The 18,222-nt window shown below is 38.8% G+C and carries 14 protein-coding genes; 7 read left to right on the top strand and 7 right to left on the bottom strand.

Annotated features, from left to right (window positions below; genetic code table 11):
* Window positions 1–14 precede the first annotated feature (14 nt).
* The 3 genes from HMPREF9455_RS00390 to HMPREF9455_RS00380 all read left to right on the top strand — a co-directional run bounded on the left by HMPREF9455_RS00390 (window position 15) and on the right by HMPREF9455_RS00380 (window position 2,875).
* Window positions 15–1,496, top strand: coding sequence for an MBOAT family O-acyltransferase (locus HMPREF9455_RS00390; protein WP_044215376.1), 1,482 nt, complete (start codon window positions 15–17; stop codon window positions 1,494–1,496).
* A gap of 37 nt (window positions 1,497–1,533) precedes the next feature.
* On the top strand, window positions 1,534–2,403 hold the full coding sequence (locus HMPREF9455_RS00385; RefSeq protein ID WP_006797573.1) for an AraC family transcriptional regulator: 870 nt from the start codon (window positions 1,534–1,536) through the stop codon (window positions 2,401–2,403).
* 88 nt (window positions 2,404–2,491) lie between these two features.
* Window positions 2,492–2,875 carry a YybH family protein gene (locus tag HMPREF9455_RS00380; protein WP_006797572.1) on the top strand — a complete coding sequence of 128 codons (384 nt, stop codon included), beginning with the start codon at window positions 2,492–2,494 and terminating at the stop codon, window positions 2,873–2,875.
* Between the two features lie 5 nt (window positions 2,876–2,880).
* On the opposite strand, the gene HMPREF9455_RS00375 is transcribed toward HMPREF9455_RS00380, so the two are convergent.
* Window positions 2,881–3,231 (bottom strand): MerR family transcriptional regulator, encoded by a 351-nt coding sequence (locus tag HMPREF9455_RS00375; protein ID WP_006797571.1) that lies wholly within the window; start codon window positions 3,229–3,231, stop codon window positions 2,881–2,883.
* 83 nt (window positions 3,232–3,314) lie between these two features.
* Window positions 3,315–4,286 carry a M23 family metallopeptidase gene (locus HMPREF9455_RS00370; protein ID WP_006797570.1) on the bottom strand — a complete coding sequence of 324 codons (972 nt, stop codon included), beginning with the start codon at window positions 4,284–4,286 and terminating at the stop codon, window positions 3,315–3,317.
* Between the two features lie 175 nt (window positions 4,287–4,461).
* Here HMPREF9455_RS00370 and alaS point away from each other — a divergent pair, with 175 nt between their 5' ends.
* Window positions 4,462–7,080, top strand: coding sequence for an alanine--tRNA ligase (gene alaS, locus HMPREF9455_RS00365; RefSeq protein ID WP_006797569.1), 2,619 nt, complete (start codon window positions 4,462–4,464; stop codon window positions 7,078–7,080).
* A gap of 133 nt (window positions 7,081–7,213) precedes the next feature.
* Window positions 7,214–9,265, top strand: coding sequence for a M48 family metalloprotease (locus tag HMPREF9455_RS00360; RefSeq protein ID WP_006797568.1), 2,052 nt, complete (start codon window positions 7,214–7,216; stop codon window positions 9,263–9,265).
* Between the two features lie 30 nt (window positions 9,266–9,295).
* On the opposite strand, the gene HMPREF9455_RS00355 is transcribed toward HMPREF9455_RS00360, so the two are convergent.
* Window positions 9,296–10,759 carry a sodium:solute symporter gene (locus HMPREF9455_RS00355; RefSeq protein ID WP_006797567.1) on the bottom strand — a complete coding sequence of 488 codons (1,464 nt, stop codon included), beginning with the start codon at window positions 10,757–10,759 and terminating at the stop codon, window positions 9,296–9,298.
* A gap of 7 nt (window positions 10,760–10,766) precedes the next feature.
* Window positions 10,767–12,410: a glycosyltransferase family protein gene (locus tag HMPREF9455_RS00350; RefSeq protein ID WP_006797566.1), complete on the bottom strand. Its 1,644-nt coding sequence runs from the start codon at window positions 12,408–12,410 to the stop codon at window positions 10,767–10,769.
* 288 nt (window positions 12,411–12,698) lie between these two features.
* Between HMPREF9455_RS00350 and HMPREF9455_RS00345 the strand changes: the two genes are divergently transcribed.
* Complete coding sequence (locus HMPREF9455_RS00345) at window positions 12,699–14,231, top strand: Do family serine endopeptidase (protein ID WP_006797565.1); 1,533 nt, start codon at window positions 12,699–12,701, stop codon at window positions 14,229–14,231.
* A 232-nt stretch (window positions 14,232–14,463) separates the two neighbouring features.
* Window positions 14,464–15,324 carry a sigma-70 family RNA polymerase sigma factor gene (locus HMPREF9455_RS00340; RefSeq protein WP_006797564.1) on the top strand — a complete coding sequence of 287 codons (861 nt, stop codon included), beginning with the start codon at window positions 14,464–14,466 and terminating at the stop codon, window positions 15,322–15,324.
* Window positions 15,325–15,402: 78 nt separating this feature from the next.
* On the opposite strand, the gene HMPREF9455_RS00335 is transcribed toward HMPREF9455_RS00340, so the two are convergent.
* From HMPREF9455_RS00335 to HMPREF9455_RS00325, 3 genes are all read right to left on the bottom strand, one after another.
* On the bottom strand, window positions 15,403–16,029 hold the full coding sequence (locus tag HMPREF9455_RS00335) for a DUF4294 domain-containing protein (RefSeq protein ID WP_006797563.1): 627 nt from the start codon (window positions 16,027–16,029) through the stop codon (window positions 15,403–15,405).
* Between the two features lie 251 nt (window positions 16,030–16,280).
* Complete coding sequence (locus tag HMPREF9455_RS00330; protein WP_006797562.1) at window positions 16,281–17,315, bottom strand: glycosyltransferase family 2 protein; 1,035 nt, start codon at window positions 17,313–17,315, stop codon at window positions 16,281–16,283.
* Window positions 17,312–18,220, bottom strand: a complete 909-nt coding sequence (locus HMPREF9455_RS00325; protein ID WP_006797561.1) for a lysophospholipid acyltransferase family protein — start codon at window positions 18,218–18,220, stop codon at window positions 17,312–17,314. Before HMPREF9455_RS00325 ends, HMPREF9455_RS00330 begins: the two co-directional genes overlap by 4 nt.
* Window positions 18,221–18,222: the final 2 nt, after the last annotated feature.

Genomic DNA, 18,222 nt, shown 5'->3' with positions numbered 1-18,222 from the left:
ATCTTCCCGATTACATCTCCAGGCTATTTGGAGAACTGGATATTCATTCGTGGTTTGTATATAATCCCGAGCACCCTTTACTATTCAATAGTCCGTTGTTCCTGGGGCTTTTCCTTGTATTCTATATTATATATGTGCTCACAAAGTCGCAGAAACTTGAGCTTTTCCGTAAGATATATATTATTGTTTTCTCACTATTCTTCTATTATAAAGCAGGTGGAAATTACTATATACTATTGGTCATTTGTGCGGTCGTCACCCACCTGTTATCAAAAAAGATGTATGAGATAGAGAAGCCCTCTTCCCGGAAACTGTTACTTGCGCTCATCATCATAGCCAATTTGGGAATGCTGTCGTATTATAAATACACAAACTTCCTCATTGATAATATTAACGCTATATTCCACGGCGATTTATCGTTCCAGAATATAATATTGCCTATCGGTATTTCATTCTTCGTATTCGAGGCCATTAGTTATGCCGTGGATCTTTACCGCAAACAGATGGAACCGGCCAGGTCTACCCTCGACTTCTGCTTCTACATCAGTTTTTTCCCTAAACTGGTAGCAGGACCCATCATCAGGGCAAAAGATTTTCTTCCGCAGATGTACAAAAAACTGCATTTGACCAGGGAGGAGACCAGTACCGCCATATTCCTTATACTGATAGGTCTGATAAAAAAGGCTGTTATATCGGACTATATATCTACCAACTTTGTCGACCGGGTATTCGATTCTCCATTGAGTTATACGGCATTCGAAAACCTGATGGCTGTATATGGCTACACATTGCAGATATATTGTGACTTTTCGGGATATTCGGATATGGCAATCGGACTGGCCTTATTGATGGGATTCACCATTCCACCCAACTTCCTGACTCCGTATAAATCACAATCCATCACCGAGTTTTGGCGTCGCTGGCATATTTCATTGTCATCATGGCTACGCGACTATCTATACATTTCATTAGGAGGGAACCGTAAGGGGAAAATAAGAACCTATGTAAACCTTTTCCTCACAATGCTGATAGGAGGTCTTTGGCATGGGGCATCATGGAAATTCGTTATTTGGGGGGGACTGCATGGAGGAATATTGGTGGTAGAACGTTTCTTCAAACAATTTATAAAAATACCGGACAACCGTTTTACCCGTATTATCTGCATACTATTCACATTCCACTTCGTAGCCTTTTGCTGGATATTCTTCCGCGCAGGTAGTTTCGAACTGGCCGGTGACGTGATTATGAGTATCGGTAATCTGACATTTGCCCCACACGACTGGCTGGTTGTACTCGAAGGATACAAGAACGTATTTATCCTCGTCGCCATAGGATATGTTATGCATTTCTTACCTGAAAAGTTTGTGAACAAAGTGAAAACCGGATTCAACAATACTCCGTTGGTGTTCAAAGCAGGATTGGCAGGATTAGTCTTCTGGTTGGTGTATGCTACAATGTCGAGTGGTCCTCAGCCGTTTATCTATTTCCAGTTTTAAACGGTATCACAAAAGTCTTAAAAAAAATGTGTATCCTATGCACCGGATCAAACAATACGCCTTCCACAAGATCAAATACGGCGAAGAGCTGTTGATTGATGTTGTCCGGCTGAAGGATATAAAGATATACCTGAAAGAGGATGCTGTCCATAGGTTAAGCTACCACGATATTACGCTGATTACTGATGGCCATGGAAAGTTTAGAATCGATGAAAAGGATTATTATGTCCGGGAAGGGGATATAATATTCTCCTCACCCAACCAGATACGCTGGTGGGACATAGACAATATTACCGATGGCTATGCACTGATATTTGAAAAAGAATTTCTACTCACGTTCTTCAATGATCCTGATTTTCTGCAACACTTATCATATTTCAGAGACTCGCATACTTTTAGTAAATTAAGTCTGGGTGAAGAATCCGGGCATACTCTCCGGCTGATAAATGAAATTAAACAGGAAATAGACTCTTATAAGGAAAAAGATAAGCATATATTAAGAGCCTTACTATATCAGACACTGAAATCACTGGACAGGATTTATATTCTCAAAAATTCATCTACCGATAATGCCGAAAAACTAAAAAACAGACATGCCGACTCTTTTATAAAACTTGTAGGCATAGAATACAATCAAAACCATTCTATCCGTCATTATGCAGATAAACTCTGTATTACTCCAAATTATCTGAATGAACTGATAAAATCATCAAAGGGAATTAGCGCTAAACAAGTTATTCAGAATAAGCTTATACAAGAAGCGAAAAAAATGCTCTTATACACATCCGATTCCATATCGGATATAGCTGCATCTCTCAATTACGAAAACACATCATACTTTATCCGTTTTTTCAGGAAACAAACAGGCCATACACCTTTGCAATACCGCAACGTCAACAAACCGTAAAAAGTGCTATTTCCCCCGTCATATGCATCGCAGGCATTCTACCGGGAGGCAATACCTTTGTAATGAAATAATTTAAATCATTACAAACATGAATCACGAAAACATCGCAACAAAGATCATCGCACTGGAAACAGCCGCATTAGAGAAATGGAATAACGGTAACCCGTCGGGCTATCTGGAGCTATACACCCCGGACTTTACTTATTTCGACCCATTTCTTGAGAAAAGGTTAGACGGATTCGATAAAATAGAAGCTCTTTATGAAGAGATGAGGGGTAAAGTCCGGGTAGATAAGTATGAGATTATTGAACCTGTAGTACAGGCTACAGACGAAATGGCAGTCTTAACTTATAATCTGATATCATATACAGAGGAAACGGTGTATAAGTGGAACTGTACCGAGGTTTATAAGCTAGTAGCAAATGAATGGAAGATTATCCATAATCACTGGTCTTTGATTAAACCTGTATAAAACTTTTAGTCAAAGGATGAATCGAATTCACGCTCCAAGTCTTCCAGTTCCTTCTTTATCTGTTCCAGTTTCTGTATGACCTGTACTTTGCGTGTTTCCTCATCCTTTCTTTGTTTTAAAGTCTGACGGGCGCCCTCGAGGGTCAGCCCTTTTTCTTTTACAAGATGATATACAACTGCAATATCTTCAATATTCTTTTTTGTATATTGGCGGGCACCGCCATCTGTCTTACGTGGATTGATTATATTAAATTCGGTCTCCCAAAAACGAAGCAATGATTCATTTACACCAAAGTGGGTCGCAACCTCTTTGATGGAATAGTACAAACGGTTACTATTTTCTAAATCGATTTTCATTCTTTAGCTTTTAGCCAGTAGCCGATAGCTATCAGCTCATTATAATTTTGTCATCATAGAAATTGGCATATTGGTACATAGATTTAATCCATTACCTGCCCGTGGTTGGCAGCTATCTGCAACATCTTGTCATACTCTTCCGGAGATAAGTCCATAAAATAATACTTCGCCGGATTGTCGGGAACTCCCCTTACATGCACTTCGTAATGAAGATGCGGGCCAGTGGATTTTCCGGTATTACCTACTTCACCTATTTGCTCTCCACGTGTGACCTTCTGTCCATATCGTACCTTATAGTCATTTAAATGAGCATATAGGGTCTGATAACCAAACCCATGGTCAACTATTATACATTTTCCGTAGCCTTGCTTCCAGTCGGCAAGAGTAACCACCCCGTCACCCGTAACATATACGGGAGTACCGATGTTGGATGCAAAGTCCATTCCCGCATGAAAACGGGCTGTTCCATATATAGGGTCTATACGTGTACCGTAGCCTGATGCCACCTGTTTCAGAAATTTATCAGGAACCGGCTGAATACTTGGTATATGCTTTAGACGATCTTTTTGATTTTTCGCCATACTCAGTACTTCATCGAAAGAATTCGACTGAATATAGATCTGCTTCGAAATATAGTCGATCTTCTTGGTGGTCTGAATTATCAGTTCCGGACTTGACAACTCCGTCAGATAATCATACCTGCCCGGAGCGCCTACTCCCGAAGTCCTGATAGATGTAGGTATAGGATCGGCATGGAAAATAGCCCTATACAGATTATCGTCACGTTGTTGTATATCTCTCAGAACTTTAGACATCTCATCTGCCCTCTTCGATAATACTTCGTACTGAGTAAGCATGAGTTGGTTTTCTTTCTTTTGTGCTTCTCCCCAAGGTGTACCAAAAAAATAGACAAAAGCGACCAATGCTCCTATCCCAACCACTATACCCGATATCAAATGACGGAAAACGGTGATAACTTTATCCTTCATGCTAGGATAAATCCGTTCATATGTGAGAGTTTGCGGATTGTAACGATAGTATACTTTTCGCTTCATTTTTAGTACTTCTCTGATATTTTGTTTAGAGAGTTCGACAAAAGTAAAGTTTTTGAACTATTTTTGCAAATCGTTTATATTTAATTAATGCGGCAATAGGTTAATGTACCAATATGCCAATGTTGAAACTAAAAATTATAACTTGTAACACGTTTACTCGTAACTAGTAACTAAAATGATGACTTCTAAAGAAATTCGTGACTCTTTCAAAACTTTCTTTGCTTCCAAAGGACACCAGATAGTACCGTCAGCCCCGATGGTTATCAAGGATGACCCTACTCTGATGTTTACAAACGCGGGTATGAACCAGTTCAAAGACATTATTCTGGGAAATGCTCCTATTAAATATCCACGTGTGGCGGATTCGCAGAAATGCCTTCGTGTTAGCGGTAAGCATAACGACCTTGAAGAAGTAGGCCACGATACATATCACCATACGATGTTCGAAATGCTGGGCAACTGGTCTTTTGGCGACTATTTCAAGAAAGAAGCTATAGAATGGGCATGGGAATATCTGACAGAAGTTATCAAACTGGATAAAGACCGTTTATATGTAACAGTATTCGAAGGTAGCCCCGAAGAAGGCTTGTTGCGTGACGACGAAGCTGCCGGATACTGGGAACAATATCTGTCCAAAGACCGCATCATAAACGGAAATAAGAAAGACAATTTCTGGGAAATGGGCGATACAGGCCCGTGTGGCCCATGTTCGGAAATACATATCGATTTACGCCCCAACGAAGAACGAGCAAAAGTGGACGCACTTACACTTGTAAATGAAAGCCACCCACAAGTGATTGAAATATGGAACCTTGTATTCATGCAGTTCAACCGTAAAGCTGACAAATCACTGGAACCGCTACCTGCAAAAGTAATTGACACCGGTATGGGATTCGAGCGGCTATGTATGGCAGTACAAGGGAAAATCTCCAATTATGATACAGATGTATTCCAGACTATTATAAAAGCTATCGGCGAATTAACCGGAAGTGCTTATGGACAGAATGAAAAACAAGACATCGCCATGCGTGTCATCGCCGACCATATCCGCACCATCGCGTTCTCTATTACCGACGGTCAATTACCATCGAATGCTAAAGCAGGTTATGTAATCCGGCGTATTCTCCGCCGTGCTGTCCGCTACGGATATACATTCCTTGACCAGCACAAAGCATTTATGTACAGGCTTATTCCTGCCCTGATAGAGACTATGGGCGGGGCTTATCCGGAACTTATCCAACAACAAACGTTGATAGAGAAGGTGATAAAAGAAGAAGAAGAATCATTCCTGCGCACACTGGATACAGGTATTAAATTACTGGATAAGCAAATATCCGAAACAAAAGCGAAGAACGGAACAGAACTTAATGGTACAGACGCTTTCACGCTATACGACACATTCGGCTTCCCTCTCGACCTTACAGAACTCATCCTTCGTGAAAACGGTATGACCGTAGACAACGACGGCTTTAAGGCAGAGATGCAGAAGCAAAAAGACCGTGCCCGTAATGCCGCCGCTGTGGAAACAGGCGACTGGGTAGTTCTGAAAGAAGGCGACCCGGAATTCTTCGGATACGATTTCACTGAATGTGAAACGGAAATACTCCGCTACCGGAAAGTAAAACAAAAGAATCAGGAATTTTATCAGATAGTACTCAACCGTACACCTTTCTATGCCGAGATGGGTGGACAGGTGGGCGATAGCGGCTGGCTGATACATGACGATGAAAAAATAGAAATCACCGATACAAAACGTGAGAACAATCTGGCTGTCCACCTCTCTTCTAAATTACCAGAAGATGTGACGGCGACATTTATCGCACGCATCAATACAAAGAATCGTACAGCTACCGAGTGTAACCATACCGCGACACATTTATTGCACGAAGGCCTTCGCGAAATACTGGGAAGCCATGTGGAACAGAAAGGTTCATATGTATCTCCCGGTGTCCTGCGTTTCGACTTCTCCCATTTCCAGAAACTGACGGATAAGGAGATACGTAAAGTGGAGCGGTTTGTAACAGCAAAAATACGCGAAAATATTGCCCTAGATGAAAAACGCCATGTCCCTATCTCCGAAGCTAAGGCAATGGGAGCAATGGCTCTGTTTGGTGAAAAATACGGTGATGATGTACGTGTTATACGTTTCGGTGATTCCGTTGAGCTTTGCGGAGGTACACATATATCATCTACCGGCCGTATCGGTTCGTTCCGCATTGTGAATGAAAGCTCTATTGCTGCCGGTATACGCCGTATAGAGGCGATTACAGCTGAAGCGTGTGAAAACTACTTCTATACGCAACAGGACGTATTGACGGAAGTGAGATCGTTCTTCAACAATACGCCTAACCTGACTCAGGCTCTTCAGAAATTCCTCGAAGAAAATTCAGAACTAAAAAAACAGGTAGATGAATATGTCAAGGAAAAAATTGTTCAGGTTAAGGATGTTTTAATAAAGAAAAAACAGGTTATCAACGGTATAGATGTATATTCTTTAGCAGGTCCATTCCCTGCTGATATTGCAAAAGATATAGCATTCCAGATCAGAGGCCAGTTCCCGGTCAATTCTATTTTCGTTGGGGCTACCCAATATGAAAATAAGCCGATGCTTACATTGATGATCAGTGATGATCTGGTGAAGGATCGCGAACTAAATGCTTCTCAAATAATCCGTGACGCAGCTAAACATATCCAAGGCGGTGGAGGAGGACAACCTCATTTTGCCACGGCAGGAGGAAAGAATTTGGAAGGTCTGTCGAATGCATTGCATGAGATAATGGAAAAAATAAAGTAAAAATTCATTCCTTTATATTATGAAGTAATAGCCGATAATATCTTATCGGCTATTTTTCTTTTATATTCACCAAAATAGTTATATTCGCAAAAATTCTGTGTAAATACAGAACTAACTTAAACTATCTAATACTATGAATATCCAGCTATCGGACAATTTTAAAAAAATGACCTTTAAGGCTATTTTTGCAATCATTATTTTCATATTTGTTTATTTGCTTTTACTAGTGTCCGCCATCGCTCTTACAATTTTATGTGCTTTAGGAGGTATAGGGTTAATAATTGTACTACCAAAATTCTTCACTATCCTATTAGGTGTCGGGCTAGCTAGTCTGGGGTTTCTTGTCCTTATATTTCTATTTAAATTTCTATTCAAAAAACATAAGGTAGACAGAAGCCATCTGACAGAAATTCATCGTGATGAATATCCCCTGCTTTTTAAGGTAATTGAGGATATCGCAAATGAAGCTAAAACTAAATTTCCTAAAAAAGTATATCTTTCAGGAGATGTAAATGCCGCCGTATTTTACGATTCCAGCTTCTGGAGTATGTTTTTCCCTATACGAAAAAATCTGCAAATTGGACTAGGGCTTGTTAATACTGTTACTGAACAGGAATTGAAAGCGATACTGGCTCACGAATTCGGGCACTTCTCGCAACGAAGCATGAGTGTTGGCAGTTATGTTTACAATGTAAATGAAGTGATTTTTAATATGCTTTACGATAACGAATCTTTTGACAAGATGATACAAAGCTGGGCGAATATTTCCGGCTATTTCTCAATTTTCGTCATAATTGCCGTAAAGATAATACAGGGTATCCAATGGGTTCTGAGAAAGATGTATGGCTTTGTAAACGTAAGGTATATGGCCCTTTCTAGAGAAATGGAGTTTCACGCAGATCAAGTAGCCGCAAATATTGCCGGCAGCCTCCCTCTCGAAGAATCTTTATTGAGAATGACCCTAGCTCAATACTCATATAATCTGGTTTTGGATTCTTATGGCAACAAGATAGAGAATAATATTAAAAGTCAAAATATATATAAAGAACAGTTCGCTGTAATGAATTTTCTTGCCGAAAAAAGCAAAATTTCTTTCAAAAATAATCTACCAATGGTATCCATCATAGATTTAAATAAATACAACAAATCTAAACTCAATATAGAAGATCAGTGGGCTTCCCATCCCGGGACCGAAGAAAGAGTTACCGCATTGAAACGGTTGAACATCCAAAAAGAGAAGAACAGTAATAATCCTGCGTCTGATTTATTTCCAAATATTGATGATACAGAAGAAAAATTTACAGAAAATATCTTTTCAAATGTCGTTTATAAAGATACTGTGACCATTATGAAACCAGAGGAGTTTATTAATGAATTTACAGATGGCTTTAATAAAAACGCTTTTCCGGAGGAGTATAACGGTTACTATGACAGTAAGAACCCGCTTCCTTTCGACATAGAGAGCTTTACAAATATGGAAGAGGAGTTGATGGAAAGCGTGGATACTATCTTCAGCAAAGATAAAATAGATAACATATATGGTTATATTGCTTTGGAGAACGACAAAGATATACTGAATGCCATCCGAAGAAAAGAGATTGTAATCAAAACATTTGACTATGACGGACAACGATATAAATCGAAAGACTGCACAACTGTGTTGGATAGAATAGAAGAAGAAATGGCAATTCTTAAATCCAAGATTGAAAATAACGACATAAACATTTACAAATTCTTTTATAATCAAGCTTATAAAACGGGTAAAGAACATGAATTAAAAGGAATATACATCCACTATTTCGAGCAAGATAAGGAATGTGATAAAGGTAAGGCTCTTTATAAAAAATTTGAAGACTTGACCTATTTTATGAGAGTTGCCACCCCTTATGAACAAATCAAGAATAACTTTAAACTTATATCTCATTTAGAACCCGAATTGAAATATGGTATAAAATTACTGTTAGAGAATCCCAAACTGTCGGCAGAAATGTCAAAGCCGACAAGAGATAATTTTGAAAGATACTTGTCTCATGACTGGATTTATTTCAGCAATGATACGTACGAAGAGGACAATCTGCAAATCCTGCTATCGTCCATAAATGATTTTATTCAACAGACAATGAGGTGTAACTTCTTGTCAAAGTTTGATCTATTGAGATACCAGATTGAATTACTTAAAAACTAAGAATTTACCGTTTTCCGAATTGTTACCTTTTCAATTCAAGCCGACTTTAATTCCATTACTTTTTCTTGACAAAAGGAATAATCCGGCTACAGTAAATAAACCATTCAGAAGAAGTATCTCATATCCTACCCTGTAGTCCAGAGTATGCAGTAAAGTATATTCTAAGGTATAGCTCAACAGTGGAGCAAAAATGCAGACAACAGGGACAAACCTGTCCCTTATATTTATCTTTGTAAACAAACCGAAGAAGAATAGTCCCAGCAAAGGTCCATAAGTATATGACGCCGCTTTGTATATAGTATCCAGTATACTGGTCTGATTTATATGGTCAATAAAGAAAATAACCAGTAAAAACACAATACAGACAAGCAGATGCACCCTACCCCTTATCTTCTTAGCCTCTTCGCCCTCCTTCTTCTCCACATTCAGCAGATCCACACATACAGAGGTCGTAAGAGATGTTAGTGCGGAATCTGCATTAGAAAACGATGCGGCTATAATACCTATGGTAAAACATATAAGTACAGGCATTCCTAAGTATTCGGTCGCTAACACTGGTAATATCTGATCCGGATTATCTGGAAGCATAATTCCATATTGGGTCGCAAATGCGAGCAACAATATACCCAGCGACAAAAACAGATAGTTCATAGGAATAAAGCCAAATCCATAACTGACCATATTCTTTTGGGCATCTTTCAGCGTCTTGCATGTAAGGTTTTTCTGCATCATATTCTGATCCAGACCTGTCATAACTATCACAATAAGTATCCCGCTGAAGAACTGCTTAAAGAAGTTTTGCTTCGACACCCAGTCATCAAAAACAAAGATGCGGCTATGCTTGCTACTCCGGATAGTATCAGCAACCTGTGAGATATCGAAACCCATCTTCGAAGCCACCTGCCAGATAATAAGGCCTAACGCCGCCAGCAGGCATATAGTTTGCAGGGCATCGGTCCATACAATTGTCTTCATCCCGCTTCGATGCGTGTAAGTCCATATCAGTGCTACAATAACAATAACCGTTACATAAAACGGAATATGCCACTGATCGAAAACCAATGTCTGCAGAATCAATACGATTAGATATAATTTAGAGGCCGCTCCTACAATTCGCGATAATATAAAGAATGACGCCCCTGTTTTATATGAGAACAGGCCAAAACGCTGTTGCAAGTAGCCATAAATAGAAGTCAGATTGAGTTTATAATATAAGGGCAATAGCACAAAGGCGACAATGAGATAACCGGGAAAAAAGCCCAGGACCATCTGCATATAAGTCATATCGAATTGTCCCACCATTCCGGGAACAGAAACGAATGTGACTCCCGAAATGGAATCTCCGAGCATACCTATAGCGACAATATACCATGGGGATTTTTTGTTTCCGAGAAAGAAAGCATCATTATTGCTGTCTTTTTTACTTACAACATGAGAGATAAGTAATAACACAGCAAAATATACTGAAATGATAATCAGAATAGTAATACCCATACTGCATTCAATTCATTATATACACATTCAATGTTTTATTGGAATATACAGGTTTCCTTACCTCTGTTCTATCCCATTCCCTGTCGATGACAATGTAATCGAAATTACCTTTGAGAGTATCTGTATTTACCAATCTGAAGTCTTCAAAATCGATGAATATCCTGTCATACTTTGATTTACTGTAATCGTATCCTCTCAGCATCATCTCAAATTTATGGCTCTCGATATTCAGTCCACTGAGTACATAGAAAGTTTTGCCTTCTTCAATAAATTTATCACTTACATCGTGGAAACCTATATTAAAACTTTCGTATTCCTCAATATTATTTTTGAAGTTATAAAACAGCCCGGCCTGTAACACGAGAAGTATAATAGTGAGCCATTTTACAGAGATTTTCTCTATGTATTCCGAAACAGATATACCCATCAGGAATAAGACTACAAAACCATAATATATGAATGTGCGAGGAAAGGGAATCACAGAGTGTATTGCTAAAAGTATGACCGGAGCCAGACCAAATATGATCCAGAGTTTAAGTATCTCCTTTTTCTTTTTCAATAGGGCTATTATAAACGGTATGCCGATAGCAATAAACGTGTATATAAGATGCAGTCCATAAATTTCACTGAAAGTATTCCTGAAGAAAAGCGGAAACAAAGCCAATACCCCCATGCGATCACCCGGTGTAATAGACAACACTCCAAAACCCTGATGTAATATAATCGGTGTATAACAGAGCAATGTTGCGAGCATTATAAATAGGTTGAATATGAATTGCTGTTTTATATCCTTATAGTTATACAATAAGATTATGAAATTCAGAGTAATAAAGGGATAGAGGTAAGATGGCACAGCATAAAAACCAAGAACACTGCATATAGAGAATATAGCCCAATCTTTATTTCTACTGCCATGCTTTATTATATTGAATGTAGCATACAAGGAAATGACAAAGAAGAAAGTTACCAAAGCATATCCCCTCGACATATAACTATAGTAAATAGACATGAACAACATAGACGAAATGGCAACTGAAAACAACGCCACTTTCCGCGAATAGTATCTTTTGATAAAAGAATAAGCAATAGCCCATGTCAGTATAGAGATCACAATCGACGATATCCGCAAACGGAATAAGATATCCGCAAACGGAATATGCTTGGTTATATGCGTTATTATAGAATGAAAAACATGATTATTCGGAGCGGGATAAGACGAGATACAATATAAGATCGGATTATTTGTAAAATCAACATAAGTGAGTGCCTCGTCATATGATATCGGCAATACAATAGCAAAATAGATGGATGCGATAAGGGGCGGAAGCAATATTAACAATACATATCTGTCATTCAAATCGTTCCATATACTCTTTATCGCCCTGCCGATGTACGAACAGAAAGATGCTGTATGAGGATACAAGATATTTATCTTTAGTATACAGCAAATAGTAAGAATAATGAAAGAAGTTAATATACTTAAGTAAACAATATAATTTAACCCTGACAGTGCATATGCTATCTGAAAAAGTTCTTTGAAAGACTGATTTCCTCCGGGAAAGGCGCCTATTTTTATAAAAATTATTGATAACAGGAATAATATGAGTAATACTGCTATCAATATTAGAAAGGCATGTAAAGTCTTTTTCATTTAAAATTTCATTAGCTGAATGAATTAGCTTTTAAAGACAGATAAAAATCCGCATTCACATTTTGCGCGCAAAGATACGATTTTTCAAAAGATTGTCATCTTTAACTTTAGAACATTTACGTTAAACTGACAAAAAGTCCGACCGAATTGTTAAAATTGCAATAAAGATTTTCATCTCGGTTAAAAGTGTTAAAAAATGGAGTTAAGCCGCACTAAGTGTACACTTTTTGTGTTTACATTTGAAACAAAAATAAACGAATTAATAAACAATTAAAACAATACTTGCATATGAAAAAAATTTGGAAAAATATTTCAACCTATGTTGTGGTTGCATTAGTGAGTATAGGAGCTACATATGGAATGTATAGCTTCATGGATTACAAAAGAGGGTATAGCACTGCTGACACCTATAATTACGGAACCGAATTTGATCAGAAAGGATTACATCTGGCAAGTCTGACTGCCGATGGCTATCCCGACTTCACAAAAGCTGCCGAGAATTCGATCCATGCAGTGGTGCATATCAAGTCTACGGTTAAAGCACAAGCTTCGCAAGGACAGGGACGTCAGCGAATGATCGACCCCTTCGAATATTTCTTCGGATTCGGTGACCGTGACGGACAAGGCTACGGACAACCTCAGCCAAGTGTCGGTTTTGGTTCGGGTGTTATAATCTCTGCCGATGGGTTTATAATCACAAACAACCACGTTATTGACAAGGCCGATGAAATAGAGGTTACCTTGAACGACAACAGTAAATACACTGCAAAACTGGTAGGAACAGACCCTGTTACCGATATAGCTTTACTGAAGATAGAGGGCAAAGAGTTTCCATATATTCCATTTGGTAACTCCGACAATCTGAAAGTTGGAGAGTGGGTATTGGCAGTAGGAAACCCATTCAACCTGACATCTACAGTTACAGCCGGAATCGTCAGCGCCAAAGGTCGTGGCAACATAAGTGGAGGTAACCGGGGTGGAGTAGACATGAGTATTCAATCATATATACAAACCGACGCTGCCATCAACCGGGGAAACAGTGGTGGTGCATTAGTTAACACCAATGGTGAACTAATAGGAATCAATACTGCCATCTACTCTCAGACCGGTGACTTTTCCGGATATGGATTTGCCGTGCCTATTTCAATTGCCGGTAAAGTAGTGGCTGACATTAAGGAATATGGTACTGTGCAACGTGCTGTCCTTGGAGTACAGATAGGCGAAGTGGCTGCGGCAAAAGAAGCTGATCCTGAAAAAACTAAGAACCTGAAAATAAATGAAGGTGCTTATGTTGGCGGATTTGCAGATATGAGTCCTGCTAAACAAGCCGGAATAGAAGAAGGCGATGTCATCACAGCAGTGAATGGTGTGAAGGTAAAAACAGTAAGCGAGTTACAGGAGCAAGTAAACAGATTCCGTCCGGGAGACAAAGTTAAAGTAGATGTAGTGCGTGGAACTTCAACCAAGACATTCGATGTAACTCTCAAAAATAGTGCGGGTAGCACTTCCGTTGTGAAAAAAGAAGACGGTATTGCCAGTGTGGGGGCTGCATTTAAAGACCTTACTGCCGAAAAGAAGAAATCTTTAGGCGTTAGCTATGGTGTGGAAGTCGCAGGTGTAGATAACAGTGGTAAATTCCACAAAGAAGGTATAGCCAAAGGATTTATTATACAGAAAATCAACAACCAGCCCGTATCTTCGGCCAGTGAAGTGGAACGCATCATCACAGCTACAGCCAATAGTCAGGATAAGGCGTTATTCATAACCGGAATAACTGCTAACGGAGCTAGAAAATATTATGCTGTGGATCTGAGCGAGTAACATTAACTTAACAAATATCAAATAACGCTTAAGTAAAAACTAAACATCTTGCTTAAGCGTTATTTATTTGTATATAACTTGAATATAAACTTTAAGTAAGTAAGCAAAAACAACAATTGAGTATTATTAACTAAAGCTATCTGACTTTAAGCCCAAACAGATAGCCATATATAGCATTATTTTCACTATATTTGCAAACATTTTTGGGACATTTTAACATATATACTTATATATGAGGCAGTTAAAGATTACAAAGTCAATTACAAATCGTGAGAGTGCATCTCTGGACAAGTATTTGCAAGAAATTGGTCGTGAAGACCTGATTACAGTCGAAGAAGAAGTAGAATTAGCGCAAGCCATAAAAAAAGGTGATAGAGCGGCGCTTGAGAAACTTACGAGGGCTAACCTTAGATTTGTCGTGTCTGTTGCAAAACAATACCAGAATCAGGGGTTAAGCTTACCCGACTTAATCAATGAGGGAAATCTGGGACTTATCAAAGCTGCAGAAAAATTCGACGAAACCAGAGGGTTTAAATTTATCAGTTACGCAGTATGGTGGATTCGCCAATCTATATTGCAGGCATTAGCAGAACAATCGCGTATCGTACGCCTTCCTCTCAATCAGGTGGGCTCGCTGAACAAAATCAGCAAGGCTTTCTCCAAATTTGAGCAGGAAAACGAGCGCAAACCGTCTGCAGAAGAGCTTGCCGAGCAATTAGACATACCTGTTGATAAAATCGCCGATTCGCTGAAAGTTTCAGGACGACACATTTCTATGGACGCACCTTTTGTTGAAGGTGAGGACAACAGCTTGCTGGATGTACTTGTAAATGACGATGCCCCAATTGCTGACCGTACGTTGATAAACGAATCGCTACAACAAGAAATCGAGCGTGCATTATCAACATTGACAGAAAGAGAAAGTGAAATTATCAAAATGTTCTTCGGTATCGGATATCAGGAAATGACCCTGGAAGAAATTGGTGATAAATTCCAACTCACACGTGAACGTGTACGTCAAATCAAGGAAAAAGCAATTAAGCGTCTACGTCAAAACTCACGAAGCAAATTACTAAAAAGCTACTTAGGTTAAAAGGTTCATAACCGAAAGTTCAAAGGATAAAGAGAGTAAGGAAACTTGCTCTCTTTTTATTTTGTCTTATTTGAGGTCTTATCTGAATCCGTGATAATTACGGGCGTAATTATAATCTATTGTCCCCTGCTCTATCTGGATAACAATAGCTTCTATTGATGCATCCTTATCATTAGGATCATACTTCGTTTTCAGACTGTTGCCAAAAAGCCCCGCAAAAGCGTTATATACTCCCGCTTTGAAACTGCCGACAAGAGCTTTTACAATGTTATATGAAGGAGTATTACATTCCCGGTCGATAAGCTTTACCAATATCTTACCCTGATTCTTGGTCATCTTTTTCATCTTAGGCTTATACTCCGCCATCATATACTTTTGCACATCTTCCAGATATTTTTGCTTTGCCTTTTCGGTTGGCAAGGTCTCCATATATTCGTAGGTTTCTATGATGGAGTATGCTATTGTTTTGGCATAAGGATATGCAATTTTCACATCCCGCACCAGTTTGGAATATTCCTGTCTCTCCTTATTGTTTTTAAATTTGATTTGTCCAAATATATAAACAGGTTTTAGCTGAACCACAGCAATAGTATCACCCTCATATATAGCGGCTATATCTATATACGTCTTAGGCTTCTCATCCTGCGACTTAACCGACACAGAAAGAAGCAAAAGCAAACATAGTACAGATAAAACCCTCTTCATATTTCAGTAAATAAAAACATTCAAATATACAAGAAAAATAAACAGAGGAATCATTTTTAGAATAAATTAAGCTCGTGGATATTCTATTTTATATCAGAATATAATAGTGGTGAGTTGTTATTTTTCGCAATATGGTATGATATATCAATTTTTCAAAGAACCGCGAGCCTGTATAAAAGTTATACCCTCACAACTATAGATAAAGATTCTTCGAAAAAAACGCACATAAATAATCCTGATATCCGGAATAATTATAAGTCAGTAAAACCCTGCAATTTAGAAAAAGCCCTCACTCGCTTCAGGTAATATGCAGCAAGAATACTTTTCGGATAAATCACTTTAACTTCCCTTGCTACCTTTTTTTGCAGATTCTCGCAACGTGCCTGACGATATCGTTTCCTGTTATCATAAAAGTCTCTATGCGCCCGGATAACCTCTTTTGCATTGGCATATTTACCTGTAAGAGTGAATTGAATGGCTGCAATATAATCAAGAATGAGACGTATAACCATTACTCTCTTTAAATTCTCTTGCGGTAAATTCTTATAGAGCATAATCAGATTGTTGCGGAAATTAAGAAAAGTCTTGCGTGGGCTTTCTTTCTTCAACGTGGCAGCACCTACATGATAAACAACCGATGAAGGCAGGCAAACAATTCGCTTTCCCCGGCAATTCAGACGCCAGCAAAGATCAATTTCCTCCATATGGGCAAAGAAAGACGCATCAAAGCCTCCGGCTTCGAAAAAATCCTTAGAACGGATAAACAGACACGCTCCGGTAGCCCAAAGCACATCGACCGGCTCATCATATTGCGCCCTATCTTCCTCCACATGCATAAAAATACGTCCACGGCAAAAAGGATAACCGTATTTATCGAGAAACCCTCCTGATGCTCCCGCATATTCAAAACACGCTTTATTCCTTTGAGCCAGTATTTTGGGCTGGGCAGCAACTATATCTTTATTATTATCCAGATAGTCTATTATTGGCAATAGCCAACCATCGGTTACTTCAACGTCCGAGTTGAGCAAGACATAATATTCAGCCTCCACTTCTTTCAGGGTCTTGTTATATCCATCGGCAAAACCATAATTTTCCGGTAAGATGATCCGGGTAACCTGAGGATATACAGATTGAAGAAATACTACAGAATCGTCCGTAGAACCATTATCTGCCACAATTAGTTCCACATTGGCATGTGTAGTATATTGTACCACGGAGGGCAGGAATTGCTCTAAAAGCACCTTACCATTCCAGTTAAGAATGACAACTGCTACTTTTTTCATTTTTGTTGTTGCATTACTTCCACTTCTTCGCGTGTCCGTTTCCAACGCTTATGAGTCCAGAGCCAGTAAGCCGGATTGCGAAGAATTGTTTTTTCCATAGCCCTTATATATGTTTCTGTAATATTATTTTCGGGTTCTTCCCTCGGATTATCTGTAATCAGGCGAACAGTAGCTTTATAATACCCCCTCTTTATTTTCTCCATATCCAGATAGACAACCGCAAATCCGGTTTGCTTCGCAATACGCTCTACTCCGGTAAAAACAGGTGTATCCTGATTAAGGAAAGGAGTCCAGTAATGAATATTCCTCCATGCTGGTGTCTGGTCTGCCATAAAACCGATCAAGGTCTGTTGTCCTTCATTGCGAAGTTTTACAATTACCCGGAATGTATCTTGTTTAGAGATGGCAAGAGATCCGAAACGGCTTCGTATTTTGAGAAACAATTCATCCATCGCTTTATTTTTCAATGGTTTATAAATCTCCCCTAAAACCTTACCCTCTTCTTTAAAGTCAAGATTTATGGATGTAACCCATTCCCAGTTGCAATAATGGCCAAGATACATCAGGGCAGAATTACCGTCTTTCATCAACTCTTTTATTTGTTCCACATTATTAAATTGCATCCGTCTTTGCATTTCTTCATCAGATATATGCAGCAGTTTTAATGTTTCCACAAAATAATCACAAAAGTGATGATAGAACTCCCGCTCTATGGTCAATCTTTCATGTTTGGTCTTCTCCGGAAAGCTGGCTTCCAGATTGTGCCTGACTACCTTTAAACGATAACCGGCTATTTTATAGACGAAAAAATAAAGTATATCGGATAATATATACAACACCCTGAATGGCAATAGGGCATGCAAATACATCCATACATATAGTATATAATATAACAGTCTGCTCATTT

It is taken from the genome of Dysgonomonas gadei ATCC BAA-286 (assembly GCF_000213555.1).
Classification (GTDB): domain Bacteria; phylum Bacteroidota; class Bacteroidia; order Bacteroidales; family Dysgonomonadaceae; genus Dysgonomonas; species Dysgonomonas gadei.
Note: the sequence above shows the minus strand (reverse complement) of the source record. Positions and strands in the feature narration are given on the sequence as shown.

Bases quoted from the DNA above. Each gene is read 5' to 3' on its own strand.
- HMPREF9455_RS00380 (WP_006797572.1), top strand. From the start codon at position 2,492: ATGAATCACGAAAACATCGCAACAAAGATCATCGCACTGGAAACAGCC.
- HMPREF9455_RS00345 (WP_006797565.1), top strand. From the start codon at position 12,699: ATGAAAAAAATTTGGAAAAATATTTCAACCTATGTTGTGGTTGCATTA.
- HMPREF9455_RS00340 (WP_006797564.1), top strand. From the start codon at position 14,464: ATGAGGCAGTTAAAGATTACAAAGTCAATTACAAATCGTGAGAGTGCA.
- HMPREF9455_RS00375 (WP_006797571.1), bottom strand. From the start codon at position 3,231: ATGAAAATCGATTTAGAAAATAGTAACCGTTTGTACTATTCCATCAAA.
- HMPREF9455_RS00385 (WP_006797573.1), top strand. From the start codon at position 1,534: ATGCACCGGATCAAACAATACGCCTTCCACAAGATCAAATACGGCGAA.
- HMPREF9455_RS00335 (WP_006797563.1), bottom strand. From the start codon at position 16,029: ATGAAGAGGGTTTTATCTGTACTATGTTTGCTTTTGCTTCTTTCTGTG.
- HMPREF9455_RS00355 (WP_006797567.1), bottom strand. From the start codon at position 10,759: ATGGGTATTACTATTCTGATTATCATTTCAGTATATTTTGCTGTGTTA.
- HMPREF9455_RS00330 (WP_006797562.1), bottom strand. From the start codon at position 17,315: ATGAAAAAAGTAGCAGTTGTCATTCTTAACTGGAATGGTAAGGTGCTT.
- HMPREF9455_RS00370 (WP_006797570.1), bottom strand. From the start codon at position 4,286: ATGAAGCGAAAAGTATACTATCGTTACAATCCGCAAACTCTCACATAT.
- alaS (WP_006797569.1), top strand. From the start codon at position 4,462: ATGATGACTTCTAAAGAAATTCGTGACTCTTTCAAAACTTTCTTTGCT.
- HMPREF9455_RS00350 (WP_006797566.1), bottom strand. From the start codon at position 12,410: ATGAAAAAGACTTTACATGCCTTTCTAATATTGATAGCAGTATTACTC.
- HMPREF9455_RS00325 (WP_006797561.1), bottom strand. From the start codon at position 18,220: ATGAGCAGACTGTTATATTATATACTATATGTATGGATGTATTTGCAT.
- HMPREF9455_RS00360 (WP_006797568.1), top strand. From the start codon at position 7,214: ATGAATATCCAGCTATCGGACAATTTTAAAAAAATGACCTTTAAGGCT.